The sequence below is a fragment of the Chromobacterium sp. CV08 genome (genome assembly GCF_051129845.1).
GTDB lineage: Bacteria > Pseudomonadota > Gammaproteobacteria > Burkholderiales > Chromobacteriaceae > Chromobacterium.
Genome location: NZ_CP150453.1, coordinates 2076679 through 2091089, shown reverse-complemented (window position 1 = coordinate 2091089; position 14411 = coordinate 2076679). Strand labels below are relative to the sequence as shown.

Genomic DNA, 14411 nt, shown 5'->3' with positions numbered 1-14411 from the left:
ACGCTGGCCTGATCAAAAAATCAACAGCCTTCAAAAATTAAAAATTCAATTCCTGAGACAAGAAAATGCATCTAGATCCAACTAAATTTGGAGTAAAACATGAGCCGCTTTTTCGTACCGATGAATCAGGTCAATTGGAAAGACAATGGAGTTGATCCAAGAACGAGGATGTTTATATACAATATCTTGCTTGGCTCTGTACATGCCAATCAGCTTCAAGGTCCTTTATTTGATGTCAGCATACGATTCAATCAGCTAAGCAGCAACAACTATGGCTTTGGCATTGGCTGGGAATTGGCGTTAAGCAGGATTGATGTTGAAACCAATACATTAATTATGGCAGATGGCAGGCGATACACTATGGTTTTGCCTACCCATGCGACACCAGACTCTCCAATCATCGGCATTGGCATGAGCAATTATATTGCCTGTGAATTTTCTCTCGATCGCCTTGCGGACCGTAACTATCGTCTTTTATACAAAAACGGCATAATTGAATACCTGGACAATAAAGGTCGGCTGGTGAGCGTGAAAATGCCATCCGGCCGTATTGCCACCTTAAAATGGGTAGAAAATACACACTTATTGAATCGTATTGAAGATGAAAAAGACCGCTTAATCTCATTCGACTATAGCGATTCGAGATTAGTAAAAATTGAAAAGAAAAATTCTTCCGGCGATCCAATAACCGAAGAGTGCACAATAAACGAGGAAAATGAACTAACCAATATAATCTTAAAAGACAAGGATAGAGAGTTTCCACGCCACCGCTTTGAATACCAGAAAGACAGCAATGATTTTTGCCGCATCAGTAGTGCATCCTCGCTGGAACGATATGATGAAGAATACAAAGTCATCTACGAGACACAAAGCAGCAGAGACCGAAATTTGTACCTGGTTCAATCGATTGACCAAAGCATAGATAACAAAACTGTCAGAACGACTCAATACAGCAGCCCCAGCGGAAATTTTTCCAGCTTCGCCAATATTACCTTGTACGACATAAGCAAAAGGCAAATTACCGGCTATGAAACTGAAACCAAGTTGAATGGTGTAAAAATCATCCGACGACAATATAATGCCGATCATCAATTGCTTATTGAAATGGAAGGTGAAGACAATGCCGACAAGCCACTAGACCGATTTAGCCGCATGATCTGTTACCAATACAATAATAACTACTTTCCTTTTCTAGCGACGAATGTATCCGAGTTTGAAACAATAAACGGTACCGTTTACTCGGGACCGGCAACGCAGAAAAATTACGACCCATATGGGAACATCATTCATAGCATAGATGAAAAAGGCTTGAGAAAAACCAGCATATACCAGCAACCCAGCAGGCTGGGAGATGACATCTTTGCAAAATACCTGGAAGAAGAGCAAGTCTCCAGTATCAACACACCGCAAAGTACTCTAGCCGAGTACCATTTCAATCGCGTACAAGTGCAGCGTTATACGTATCATGAGCTGAACGTCCCCAACAGTAATAAAAAAATTCGCCTGGTAAAAGATGTCAGCAATAAAATCTACACCGACAATACGTTAGCCGTGCTTGATCATGACAAAAAATTCTCAAAAACCGTCTTTTCCTACCATCGCAGTGGCGACTTTTTCGGTTGCCTGGCCAGTTGCACTGAGTATATGGATGTGGCATCGGATGATGCTCTGCCTGAAAATGGGAAAACCATAAACTACAGCTACTATGTCAGTGATAACGGCGCATCCATCACCTGCCAGGAGTCCAATAATGCTGATTCTGTTTTGAAGACTACTGCCAGCAATGTCTTCACCGGCGTGCTAGATTATGAAATTGATGAAAATACTGCAAAAACGACCTATCAGTATGACTCGCTAGGACGACTGCTAAGAAAAACACTCCGAGCCGATACCAGTCATGCCGCCACCGAGACTTACTCCTACACTTTGAACAGTGTCACTGCCAGGCAATGGAATGGCATATCTTTTCAAAGAAATTTCAATCGACTAGGGCTAATGATTGAAGAATTCGTTACCATGCCCGGCTTCTCCACTCCTGCCAAATTACTATCCAGAACAACCTATAATGCTTTGCATCAAGTCACGAGCGAAGAAACATTTGACTATTCGGTGCAAAGCATAATGACCAGCCCAGCCATCCTTCACGACAAAACCGAATACCATTATGATGTCTACGGGGAGTTATTATCGATTACCATCAAGCACGATAATTTCACACATAGCAAAACCCTCATTTTTCGTGACATCCCGTATAAAATATCACGCATTGAAAATCAACCTGAGAACACGATTCTGCGTGAAGAAGTCGATATTCAAAATGCAGTTACTAGCAAAGCACTATTCATGAAAGACGACAGCACAAAGCTATGGTCTGAATATATATACTATGACAGCCTGAATAGACCAGCCGAAACCAAGGATGCTGCTGGAAACATCAAGAAATTTAAATATGATAACTATGGCAGAATTGTCGAAGAAGACGGTGGCCCGACCTGGGGTGTTAAAAAAACAAAATACGCTCCGTGCAATGGGAGCTTGCCAGAAGAAATAAAGATTGACGAAAATATCGTTCTCATCAGTAAATTTGACGATGCCTTCAGAAAAGAATACGACTATCGCTTAGGCATTATAACCAAATACAGTTACGACCCTTCGATATCAAAATTGCACCCAGCCAACCAGAAATCATTTGCATACTTGGGCAGCGAATTAAATCAGGCTCATGCGGACGATACCACCCCTCAAACAGCCTATACCTATTACCAGCATCTGGCAAAGCTGTATAGCAAATCCATATACACTCAAAAAGACGGTGAAACAGAAACCTATACCTACTTGTACAATCCCGATGGAAGGCTGCTGTCTGCAGCAACCAATACAAGCTTGGCATCCAGTTATGAATACGACTTTTTCTCCCACGTAAAGACTGAAAAAACAGCCACACCATTTCATGATTCCAACATTAGTCACCTATGGTCCGTAGATGGCAGGATTCTGAAAACCTTTTTCCAAACCCAGCTTGCAAAAATCAGCAACAAGGACTCCCAATACCTGGAAGCCTATGAATACAAGCAAGGGAGTTTAGCCAAGGCTACTGCGATAATAGAAGGTGTGGAACGCGTCTCGATTCAATATGCCAGAAGCGGCGGCAAGGCATTTGGCAGCTATTCCAAGCTGGACGAGATCACTTACCGCATCATGCTGGATAACAAAACTACTCATCAAATCAAAAAAACCGTAAGCCATGATGCGCAATTCAGACAAAATGGCTGTGCCTATTACCTGATTCGTCCGAATGGGAAAAGCGCTCAACTTGCCGTTCTACGCTGGGAATGGGACGCAACGAATAGAATAAAGCGTTTCTCCCATCAACTGTCGGATCAGCCCGAGCACAGTGAAACCTTTCACTATGACGGTAAAAATCAACTAAGGAATTGGACTTGTGCCGGTGAGGATCACTTGGGAAGAGACGAGTATAACAATGAGCTCAGGGGAATCGATTATGACTACGATGCATTAGGAAACGTGCGAAGCATTACCTCGAAATACCGTCATGCCCCTATAGTCAGCACGGCAAATTACATCTACAGCCCACAAAGCGGCCGCCTGGATGTCATCCACCGCAATACTGTACCGCGCGGCGCACCCAAAACCATTACCCACCGATACGACAGATACTCGGGGAATGTGAACAAGATTCTGATGCACAGCCTAGAAGGCGGCCTGAAATGTATTCTGTATGAATATAAAAACAATGCCGCCGTTAAAGATATCAGCGTCTCTTTCCCTGCATCGAATGACACACCGGTTTATTTGAGCAATGAGGCAAAATTTTATTTCTATGATGCTGAGGAACGCCTGATTGGAACCAATGACGGATCCGGCTATGCCGCTTCGATAAGTGGAATATTTGATCAACCCAACACACGCACAGTCAATCGTTTTTCCTGCAACAGCAAGATTTCGACCACGTATTACTCGTCAACCGATGAAAAGTCTTTTGAAGGAGAAATGATATTTTTCAAAGTAGAGGACAGGCTGGAATGCGCATTCACTCTTTCCGCCGACCACTCAGTCAGCACCAAACTTTATCTAAACATGCCGGACGGCACGCCGGTGGCCACCATAGATCAGCTGGATGCCGGCACTTTGAGCATAGAACGCTATACCCGTAATCCTAGTGGCCAGATACTGACCGAGGGTGTACTGACTCTGGCGCTTTGAATCATTTCTTCACGCATGGAGGCTAATATGTCTAACATAGTCAAAAGGTCCCTTCCTCCCATTATCGGCATGCAAGGCGAAACGATTGATACGCCGCCAGGTCAGTTCGAAATCATTCAATACATTTCCTTGAGGGATGGAAAGATATTCGATGGTGGAAGCGTCCAATATCTTACATTGCGAGCCGTAGAAACGAACAAGGACGATGTGCGGCGTTCCGATTACGGCTTCAACAAAACCTGGTTCGATCACTATGTGACAGGCTCGGATGGCAGCCTGAGCCCTGCGGCTTCCGTCAATATAGGCCTGGGGATCATCGCCGTCGTGATTGGCATATTGACGCTGGGCGCGGGGGTCATCGCCTTCATGGCGGCAGCCACCATGATGGCCGCCGCCGCCGCGTCGCTGACCCTGGTCAGCGGCTTTTTCGGGATTATCAGCGGCTCGCTCGGCATACTGGCCGGCGCGCTGTCGAAGAGCCTCCCCAGGACATCGAGGCAGCTGGCTGCCATCGCGGCGGCGGCGGGCATCATCTCGGCCCTGACCGGCCTGATCGGCACCGCGCTGACCGTTGCCGCGAACGGACTGATCGGCATTGCGCGCACCAGCTTCGCCCTGCCGGTCGTCACCACCACGACACGCACCGTCACCGCCGGCAAGCCGTTGACGCCCCAGCTCGCCTCGATGCTGACCAGGCAGGAGCTGATTCTGACCATAGGCCAGGGCATGAGCTCCCATGCCGGTTATTTGCCGATCAGGATATTCGGCCCCAGCCGCGCCGCTTATTCAAGCGCAATGCAGTACGCCACCACGCCCCCGTACAAGCGCACGCTGGGCGGCCTGATCGGCATAGACTGAAGCATCGAGCAATCAAGCCCGCGCCGCAGCCATCTTCAACGCCAGCGCCAGCGACAGCCAGGCGCCGTGCGGCAGCCACTGCTCGCCCCAGCGCCACGACTGGCTGATGTCGGTCTCTTCCGGCCTCAGCATGGCGATGCCGCCGTCGCGGCCGGGCGCGGCGGTGACGCCGTTGCAGACGCCGCCGGGCGCGTTGTAATAACCGGCTTCGTACTGCGGATGGTTGCGGCCGCGTCCCTGCCACATGCAGGCATCGAACGGATTGCGCCCCAATATCCAGTCCAACGCCGACTGCGCGTAATCGCCAAGCCCGGCCGACTGCGCCGGCCAGCGCGCGGCGCCGGCCCAGGCCGCGGCGGCCAGCGACGCCAACCTCGCGTTCTCGCCCTGCCACCAGTAGCCGCTGGCATTGCGTTGCGGCATGAAGAAGCGCGCGCCGGCCTCCTCGCCCGGGCGCTGCACCCATTGCCGCGGGTAGCCGAAGGGATTGCCGGGCCGCGCGGTGCTTGCCAGCTCTGCCAGCAAGCCGCGCCGCCACCCTTGCTCCGCCTCCGCCGCATACGGGCCATCCGGCAACACTTCCAGATAGCGCATCAGCGCCAGGTAGGGCAGCCCGGCGTCGGATGCGTGGCAGTAACTGTATGCGCGCTCGCCGTCCAGCCAGAACCAGCCGTCCTCGTGTTGGCGGTCCAACAGGCAGGCGACGCGCTCGGCCGCCGCGTCGGCGTAATGGCTGCCGCCGTCGGCGGCGTACAGCTCGCAGGCGGCCAGCAGCGCGCAATAATCGTCGATCAGGTTTTCCCGTCCGTCGGGCAGATAATCCTGGCCATGCTCCTGCAGATGGGAGAAGCCCTGCCGCGCCGCCGCCAGATACCGGCCGCGGGCGTGCTCGCCGTCTCGCGGCAGCCCGGATGCCGCCGCCAGCGCCGCCACCGCCATGCCGCCGCCCTGGCGCCAGCCGGCCTGGAACGCGGCGGAGCGCAGACCTTGCTGGGTCGAGTAGGCGCACAGGCTGCGGCGCGTCTCGTCCTTGCTCCAGCCGTCGAACAGCGTCTGGTAGAAGAAGCCGGACTCATGCTGCATACGCCGCAGGAAATCGGCGCCGACCAGCGCCTCGTCGACCAAGCGCTCGTCGAACCACTTGCCCTGCGGCGCCAGCGCCTGCCTCGCGCGGACCAGATTCCATGCCAGCAGCGGCGTCTGTTGCGGATTCAGGTGGTTGGCGTAGGACAGATGGCTCAGGTATTTGGAGCAGTCGCCGGAGGCGTCGTACCAGCCGCCGCGGGCGTCACGCCGCCCGCCGCCGCCCTCCTCCTCGACCTGTCGGTCGGCCAGATCGTACAGGCCGCTGCAACGCTGCGACTTGAAATAGAACAGCAGGTCGGACAGCAGGGCCGGGCCGTACAGGCCGTCGGCCACTTCGAACGGCGCCGACACCAGCGGCGGCGCGCTGCCTTCCAGCCACAGCTGGTAGATGCCGGGCCGGCTCAAGGCGCCGATATCGGCCAGCCAGTAATGGCTGTCGCCCCAGCCGTCCGCCGGTCCCAGCGCGCGCAGCGGGCTGCGCAAGGCCACCCGACGGCCGGCGTCCAGCACCGCCACACCGTCCACCGTCGCGTCGGCCGGCCCTTGCAGCAGCGCGCGCTTGGCGGCGCCGGTTTCGAATCCCAGGTGATTGAACAGAAATTGCAACGCCATCCCGCCCTCCTTGCCGCCAGGTTTTGAAACCGGTGCGCCGTCAGCGCCGGCCGTTTTTCAGCAACACCTCGTACTGCGGATTGAACTCGTCGAAAATCGGCAGCGCCGCCGCGCCCAGCGCCATCACATCGCGCCCGGCGCTGCCCAGCCGCAAGCGTATGCCGTCCCCGCGCCGGGTCGACGCCGGCAACGGATGCAGCCGCGCCACCAGCGCATCCAGCCAGTGCGGCGGCAGCAGGCCGCCTATCACCACCGCCTCGATGTCCAGCAGGCATTCCAGAATGTTGACCGCCTGCGCCAACGGCGCGGCGGCCCGTTCGAGCCAGCGCTCCCCGTCCGGACCGATAGGCAGTCCGGCCAATGGATCCGGACTCGCGAGCGCGCCGTCGCCCAAGCCCAGCTCCTCATGCAGGGCCCGCAGCGATACATAGCGCTCCAGACAACCACGGTTGCCGCACTCGCAGACCCGCCCGCCGGGCACCACGATCATGTGACCGATCTCGCCGGCATTGTGCCGGCCGCCGGTATAGAGGCGGCCGTCGAGGAACAGCCCGGCGCCCAGACCGGTGCCGATGAACAGATAGGCGAAGTTGCGCAGCGAGCTGGCCATCCCGTACAGGCGCTCGCCTATGGCCGCGGCGGTGGCGTCCTTTTCCAGCAATACCGGCAGACCGAGTTCGCGGCTCAGCCAGGCGCCGTCCACCTCCTCCCAGCCCGGCAGCGTGGTCGGCCCGACCGAGGTCATGCCCTCGACGCCGAACGGTCCCGGCATCACCAGCCCGACGCCCAGCAAACGCCGCCAGTCCAGCTCGGCGGCGCCGCGCATCTCACCCAGCATGGCCGCGATCAGCGGCAAGGCCTGCTCAGGCGCCGGCCGCAGCACGGTCCGCTCGGTCCGCGCCCTCACCCGGCCGGCCAGATCCACCGCGACGGCGCTCAGCGAGCGATGGCCGAGCTGCACGCCTATCGAATAGGCGCCGTCCGGATTGATGCTGAGCGGAACCGCCGGCTGGCCCCGCCCGCCCTCGCGCAAGGGCTGGCCGGCCAGCAGCATGCCGGCGTCCAGCAGCTCGGCGGCGATATTGGACACGGTCTGAGGCGTCAGCGCCGTCAGCCTGGCCAGTTCGGCGCGGGTCAGTTGGCGATTGAGCCGGATGGTCTCCAGCACCGCGCGGCGATTGTGCGAGCGCGCGTGTTCGAGATTGGTGCCGGATACCGTCAGCGGTTCCGGCCTGTCGGCGAACAGTTTCATGGCCGGCAGTATGGCGGCGCCGACGCCGGCAGACAACAGGATATTGTCATTTTTTGATTATTAAATAAATCAACTTGACGAAATAAATGACGAATGCTTTACTGCAAATAATTCAAATGTCATTATTTGCCGGCGCAATGCCCCACACTTCATGGATGCTTCGATACGGTATTTGATCGGCGTAGACGGCGGCGGCAGCGGCACCCGCGTCCGCGTCGTCTCCGCCGACGGCCGGCCGGTTGGCGCGGCGGAGGGGCCGGGCTCGGCGTTGTCGCTGGGCATCGAACATGCCTGGCACGTCGTGCTGGCCACCATCGCGCGGGCTTTCGACGCCGCGGCCCTGCCCCTGCCCGAGCGCGGCGCCTGCGCGCTGGGACTCGGCCTGTCCGGCGTGCACAACCGGCAATGGGCCGGGCAATTCGAGGCGCGATCGCCCGGTTTCGCCGTGCTGCGGCTGGCCACCGACGGCTACGCCACGCTGCTGGGCGCCCACGGCGGCCGTCCCGGCGTCATCGTCGCGCTCGGCACCGGCAGCATAGGCGAGGCGCTGTATCCGGACGGCGGCCGCCGCGAAGTCGGCGGCTGGGGTTATCCCAGCGGCGACGAGGCCAGCGGCGCCTGGCTGGGCCAGCGCGCCGCCCAACTGGCCCAGATGGCGCTGGACGGCCGCGGTCCGCACGGCCCGCTGACGCGGGCGGTGCTGGAATTCGTCGGCGGCAGCTGGCAGGCGATGATGAGCTGGAACGGCGACGCCGATCCGGCCGGCTTCGCCCGGCTGGCGCCGCTGGTGATCGCCGCGGCGCGTACCGATCCGGAGGCCGACGCGCTGCTGCGCCGGGCCGGGGACGACGCCTGGGCCATCGCCCGCGCGCTCGATCCGCGCGGCGAATTGCCGGTGGCGTTGTGCGGCGGCCTGGGCCGCGCGCTGAGCGACTGGCTGCCGCCGGGTTTCCGCCGCCGGCTGACGCCGCCGCAGGGCGACGCCGCCGACGGCGCGCTGCGGTTGCTGCAACGTTGACGACTCGATAAAGACAAGAGGAGACGAGCATGAAACCATCCCGTCGCGCCGCGGTGGCCGGACTCGCGCTGCTGGCCTGCGGCCTGGCCGCGCCGGCCAGCGCCGACAAGATACGGCTGGAGTTCTGGACCGATTCGCTGAGACCGACCTTCGACGGCTACTTCGCCGGCGTCAAGAAGCACTACGAGGCCCTGCATCCGAATGTCGAAGTCCAGTGGGTCGATGTCTTCAACGACAATTTCGAGACCAAGCTGAACGCCGCCATCGCCGCCGGGCGCCCGCCGGCCCTGGTCAACCACGACGTGCCGCGGCTGTTCAAATACGCGCAGAAAGGCACGCTGGAGCCGCTGGACGCCACGCTCGGCGCCGACAAGGCCGGCTACCTGCCCAATGCGCTGACCGACCTCAGCTTCGGCGGCAAGCTGTACGGCCTGCCCTGGTACAACAACATCAATGTGCTGGTGATCAACGGCGGACTGTTCCGCAAGGCCGGACTGGATCCGAAGCAGCCGATCACCAGCCTGGACCGCGAGCTCGAGCTGGCCAAGATCGTCAAGGCCAGGACCGGCGTCGCCGGCCTGTTGCCGCAGCTGGGCCAGATAGACGGCATCATGCTGGGCCAGGGCCTGCCGCTGGTCCGGAACGGCAAGGCGGTATTCAACGGCCCGCGCCATGTCGCGCTGATCCGCAAGTTCGCCGACGCCTACAAGGCCGGCGCGCTGGCCCGCGACAATCTGTTCGCCGACGACAACTACCAGGCTTGCGTCCGCTTGTACAACAGCGGCCGGCTGGCGATGATGGAAACGGCGCCGACATCGGCGCAGAAGACGCAAAGCGACGCGCGCGCCATCTATGCCGCCACCGTCGTGCAGCCCGCGCCGCTGGGCCCGACCGGCATCGCCCCGGGCGGCTATCTGTTCAGCTGGGCGGTGTCGCGCGGCCTGCCGGCCGCGACGCGGCAGGAGGCGGTCAAGTTCGCCAAGTTCCTGACCAGCGACAGCCAGCAGCTGGCTTTCGCCAAGATCACCGGCGCCACCTTTCCGTCCACGCGCCAGGCGCTGGGCGACAGCTACTTCGTCAAGACCTCGGCCGGCGGCGGCGCCATCGAAAGCTCGCGCGTCGAAGGCGCCAAGGTGGCGAGCCATATCCGCACCCTGGTGCTGACCGACGTGCCCAAGGTCGCCGATCTGAAGAAAAACCTGGTGGACAACGTCGAGGCGGCCGTCACCGGCCGCAAGGACGCGCAGCAGGCGCTGGACGACGCCGTCGCCTTCTGGAACCGGCAATTGAAATAGCCCGGCCCGCGCGCCCGCCATCGCGGGCGCGGCCTCCCACCGCGCCTCCCGGCAGGATGTCCACATGATGAAATCGTCGACCCGCAATGCCTGGCTCTTTCTTTCCCCCGCGCTGCTGTTGATGGGGGCCTTCACCTTCTGGCCGCTGTTGTTCGGCGGCTATGTCGCCTTCACCCGCTACGATCTGGTGTCTCCGCCGCGCTGGGTGGGCCTGGACAATTTCCGCTACCTGCTGGACGACCCGGTATTCCCGCAGGCGCTGCTGAACTCGCTGCGCTACCTGCTGGTGGTGCCGGCCATCCAGTTGTCCGGCATCGCGCTGGCCGCGCTGGTGGACCGGCAGCGTCCCGGCATCAGGCTGTTCCGCGCCGCCTTCTACCTGCCGGTGGTCACCACGATATCGGTGGTCGGCATCATGTGGAGCTGGATGTACGCCGACTACGGCGTGATCAACGGCGCGCTGCGCTGGCTGCGGCTGCTGGCGCCGGAGCGCGACATCGGCTTCCTCAGCGACGAGGACCTGGCGCTGTATTCGGTGATGTTCGTCACCTACTGGCGCGGCGTCGGCTACTACATGGTGCTGTACCTGGCCGGGCTGCAGGCGATACCGGCCGAGGTGCAGGAGGCGGCGCGGCTGGACGGCGCCGGCGGCTGGCAGCGCTTCTGGCGCGTCACGCTGCCGCTGTTGAAGCCCACCATATTGTTCTGCAGCCTGATCTCGACGCTGGACGCGCTCAAATCGTTCGAAGAGGTGCTGGTGATGACGCGCGGCGCGCCGATGAACGCCACCTACACCGTGCTCTACTACGCCTTCCACCAGGGCTTCAACCAGCTGGACTTCGGCCGCGGCAGCGCCGCCGGCCTGGTCTTGACCGCCGCCTGCCTGCTGCTGGCCTGGCTGAATTTCCGGCTGCTGCGCGCCGACCACCGCTGAGGACCGCCATGACCGCCATCGCCCTGAAACGCGCCGCGCCGCGCCGGCTGCTGCGGCAGCTGCCCGACTACCTGCTGCTGTCCATCCTGTCCTTCGCCTGCTGCTATCCCTTTCTGTGGACGCTGGGCGTCGCCGTCGGCGACGGCGAGCAGGTCTTCGACTTCCCGCCGCCGCTGTGGCCGGAAAACGCCGGCTGGCGTCACTTCGTCGCGGTCTGGGACGCCATCCCCGTCGGCCGCTTCCTGTGGAATTCGCTGTGGATTTCCGGCCTGACCACGGCGGGCACGCTGGCGGTGTCGGCGCTGGCGGCCTTCCCGCTGGCCAAGCTGCGCTTCCGCGGCCGCCAGGCGGTGTTCTACGCCGTCATCGCCACGCTGCTTTTGCCCAGCGAGATCAACTTCATCAGCAACTACGCCACCATCGCCGCGCTGGGCCTGGACGACAACCGGCTGGGCGTGGTGCTGCCGTCGCTGGCCGGCGCCTTCGGCATCTTCCTGATGAAGCACGCCTTCGAGGAGATCCCGGACGACATCGTCGCCGCGGCGCGGATGGACGGCGCCGGCGACTGGCAGCTGTTCTGGCGGGTCTGCCTGCCGCTGTCGCGCCCCTACCTCGCCACGCTGGGCGTGTTCACGCTGGTGTGGTCATGGAACGTCTACGTCTGGCCCAGCGTGGTGCTGAAGACGCCGGAACTCTATCCGCTGTCGGTCGGCGTGCTGTACCTGAAGGGCGCCTTCGCCAGCTCGACCCGCATGGTGGCGGCCGGCGCGGTGCTGACGATACTGCCGGTGCTGGCGGTGTTCGCGCTGTGCCAGCGCTTCTTCATGCGCGGCATGGAGGGGGCGGTGAAGTAGACGGGAACAAGTCGTATTGTCAGACACCGGGCGGCTCATTTAATCTGGCCGGAGCGGGCCTCGCCCGCCAATAACCATAAATAAGCACAACAGAGGAAAACCCCCCGCAATGAACCACCGCCCCCTTTCGCCGCACGCCACGCGCCCGCTCGACCGCCAGGATTGCAAGACCCTGCTGCTGGCCGCGCTGGGCGGCGCGCTGGAATTCTACGACTTCATCATCTTCGTCTTCTTCGCCGTGGCACTGGGCAAGCTGTTCTTTCCGCCGACGATGCCGGACTGGCTGAGCCAGCTGCAGACCTTCGGCATTTTCGCCGCCGGCTATCTGGCGCGGCCGCTGGGCGGGATCGTGATGGCTCATTTCGGCGACCTCTTGGGCCGCAAGCGGATGTTCACGCTGAGCATCGTGCTGATGGCGCTGCCGACGCTGGCGATGGGCCTGCTGCCGACCTACGCCGATATCGGCATGGCCGCGCCGCTGCTGTTGCTGGCGCTGCGCATCCTGCAGGGCGCGGCGATAGGCGGCGAGGTGCCCGGCGCCTGGGTCTTCGTCGCCGAGCATGCGCCGGCGCGCCATACCGGCTTCGCCTGCAGCGTGATCACCTCCGGCCTGACCGCCGGCATCCTGCTCGGCTCGCTGATCGCCACCGCCATCAATCTGGCCTTCAGCGCGCAGCAGATCGCCGACTGGGCCTGGCGGCTGCCCTTCCTGATCGGCGGCGTGTTCGGCCTGGTGGCGATGCAGCTGCGGCAATGGCTGCATGAAACGCCGGTGTTCGCCGAACTGAAGGCGCGCAAGGCGCTGGCCGACGAACTGCCGCTGAAGACGGTGCTGAAGAAGCACAAGACCGGCGTGGCGCTGTCGATGTTCGTCACCTGGTTCCTGGCCATCGCCATCGTCGTCACCATACTGATGGCGCCGGCCTATCTGCAAAAGCAGTTCAACATCCTGCCGGTGGACTCGCTGCGCGCCAACAGCCTGGCCATCGTCGCGCTGACCGGCGGCTGCCTGGTGGCCGGCGTGCTGTCCGACCGCATCGGCAGCGGCCTGACCTTCCTCGGTGGCAGCCTGCTGCTCGGCGCCGCCAGCTACACCTTCTACACCACGATGGCGGTGGACAGCAGCCAGCTCTATCCGCTGTACACGCTGCTGGGCTTCTGCGTCGGCATCGTCGGCGCGGTGCCGCTGGTGATGGTCCGCGCCTTTCCGGCGGCGGTCCGCTTCTCCGGCCTGTCGTTTTCGTACAATGTCGCCTACGCCTTCGCCGGCGGCCTGACGCCGGTGCTGCTGTCCTGGTGGCTGAAGTACGACGCGCTGGCGCCGGCCTATTACCTGCTGCTGCAATGCCTGATCGGCATCGGCGTCGGCAGCTGGCTGCTGCTGCAGGACAGAAGGGAGAAGACGCTGCTGGCTCAGGGGTGAGACGGCGGAGGGGGCGGCAGCAGGCCGTCCTCCTCCACCGCCGGCAGCCTGAGTGCCGGATCCTGCCGGTAGAACAGCGCCAGTTGGCGGTACAGCTCCGGATAGTCCCGCGCCGTCAGGTGCGGGATTTCAAAAAAGGCCTCGCTGAGCACCGCGAAAAACTCGGCCGGGCTCTCGCTGGCGTACGGGTCCAGCCACCCTTCGACGCCGCGGTCCACCTCGCGGCAAAACTGCCGGTAGGCCTGGTTCCAGGCCCGGCTCCACGCCTTGCGGTCCATGCCCTTGTGCAGCGGCGGCGCGCCGTTGGCCGGGCCGTCCAGCATGTCGAACTGGTGGGCGATCTCGTGCAGCACCACGTTCCAACCGTCCAGCAGCGGCGACTCCTCGACATCCGGCCACGACAGGACCAGCGGCCCCTGGTAATGGGCCTGGCCTATCAGCACCTGCTCGCCCTCGTGGGTCAGGCCCATGCCGTCCTGCCAGCGGCTGCGCACGACGAAGGGCGCCGGGTACAACACCGCCTCGCGCCAGTTGCCGTAGGCGGCCGGCCCCAGGTTCATGCCCGGCAGCGCCAGTTGCAAGGCCAGCCGGCAACGCATCGCGTCGTCCACCTCCATGCCCTCCAGGCCGGTGACGGCCTTGTCCAGCAGCAGCCGTCCGGCCAGCTGGACCAGACGGCCGCTTTCGTCGGCGGACAAGCCTTGCAACAATGGCATGACGGCGGCCTCGCGCCGCAGTTTTTCCAGCAGCGCGGGCGGCGCGCGCTTGCCGCCTAGGCGGCGCATCCAGTCTAGCAGCATGAACTCTTGGCCTTGAATCGCGTCAGTCATGGATACCTTTGGGCGCCGCGGCGCA

At 60.9% G+C, this 14411-nt stretch carries 10 protein-coding genes; 7 read left to right on the top strand and 3 right to left on the bottom strand.

Going from position 1 to position 14411, the window contains the following annotated elements; translation table 11 throughout:
• The first annotated feature begins 99 nt into the window (after nucleotides 1-99).
• Complete coding sequence (locus tag WNM05_RS10125) at nucleotides 100-4224, top strand: hypothetical protein (protein WP_434634669.1); 4125 nt, start codon at nucleotides 100-102, stop codon at nucleotides 4222-4224.
• 27 nt (nucleotides 4225-4251) lie between these two features.
• Complete coding sequence (locus WNM05_RS10120) at nucleotides 4252-5082, top strand: hypothetical protein (RefSeq protein ID WP_434634667.1); 831 nt, start codon at nucleotides 4252-4254, stop codon at nucleotides 5080-5082.
• A gap of 12 nt (nucleotides 5083-5094) precedes the next feature.
• Here WNM05_RS10120 and WNM05_RS10115 read toward each other — a convergent pair whose 3' ends face one another.
• A complete protein-coding gene (locus WNM05_RS10115; RefSeq protein ID WP_434634665.1) occupies nucleotides 5095-6780 on the bottom strand; it encodes a glycoside hydrolase family 9 protein in 1686 nt (561 codons plus the stop codon).
• A 40-nt stretch (nucleotides 6781-6820) separates the two neighbouring features.
• Nucleotides 6821-8032 carry an ROK family transcriptional regulator gene (locus WNM05_RS10110; protein ID WP_434634663.1) on the bottom strand — a complete coding sequence of 404 codons (1212 nt, stop codon included), beginning with the start codon at nucleotides 8030-8032 and terminating at the stop codon, nucleotides 6821-6823.
• 172 nt (nucleotides 8033-8204) lie between these two features.
• Between WNM05_RS10110 and WNM05_RS10105 the strand changes: the two genes are divergently transcribed.
• The 5 genes from WNM05_RS10105 to WNM05_RS10085 all read left to right on the top strand — a co-directional run bounded on the left by WNM05_RS10105 (nucleotide 8205) and on the right by WNM05_RS10085 (nucleotide 13556).
• Nucleotides 8205-9050, top strand: a complete 846-nt coding sequence (locus tag WNM05_RS10105) for a BadF/BadG/BcrA/BcrD ATPase family protein (protein WP_434634661.1) — start codon at nucleotides 8205-8207, stop codon at nucleotides 9048-9050.
• 29 nt (nucleotides 9051-9079) lie between these two features.
• The gene (locus tag WNM05_RS10100) at nucleotides 9080-10345 is read left to right on the top strand and encodes an extracellular solute-binding protein (RefSeq protein WP_434634659.1); all 1266 of its coding nucleotides are present in this window, start codon (nucleotides 9080-9082) and stop codon (nucleotides 10343-10345) included.
• A 64-nt stretch (nucleotides 10346-10409) separates the two neighbouring features.
• Complete coding sequence (locus tag WNM05_RS10095; protein WP_434634656.1) at nucleotides 10410-11279, top strand: carbohydrate ABC transporter permease; 870 nt, start codon at nucleotides 10410-10412, stop codon at nucleotides 11277-11279.
• Between the two features lie 8 nt (nucleotides 11280-11287).
• Complete coding sequence (locus tag WNM05_RS10090; protein ID WP_434634654.1) at nucleotides 11288-12133, top strand: carbohydrate ABC transporter permease; 846 nt, start codon at nucleotides 11288-11290, stop codon at nucleotides 12131-12133.
• A gap of 109 nt (nucleotides 12134-12242) precedes the next feature.
• Nucleotides 12243-13556: an MFS transporter gene (locus tag WNM05_RS10085; RefSeq protein WP_434634652.1), complete on the top strand. Its 1314-nt coding sequence runs from the start codon at nucleotides 12243-12245 to the stop codon at nucleotides 13554-13556.
• Here WNM05_RS10085 and WNM05_RS10080 read toward each other — a convergent pair.
• The gene (locus WNM05_RS10080) at nucleotides 13547-14386 is read right to left on the bottom strand and encodes a zinc-dependent peptidase (protein WP_434634651.1); all 840 of its coding nucleotides are present in this window, start codon (nucleotides 14384-14386) and stop codon (nucleotides 13547-13549) included. The genes WNM05_RS10085 and WNM05_RS10080 overlap by 10 nt on opposite strands.
• Nucleotides 14387-14411: the final 25 nt, after the last annotated feature.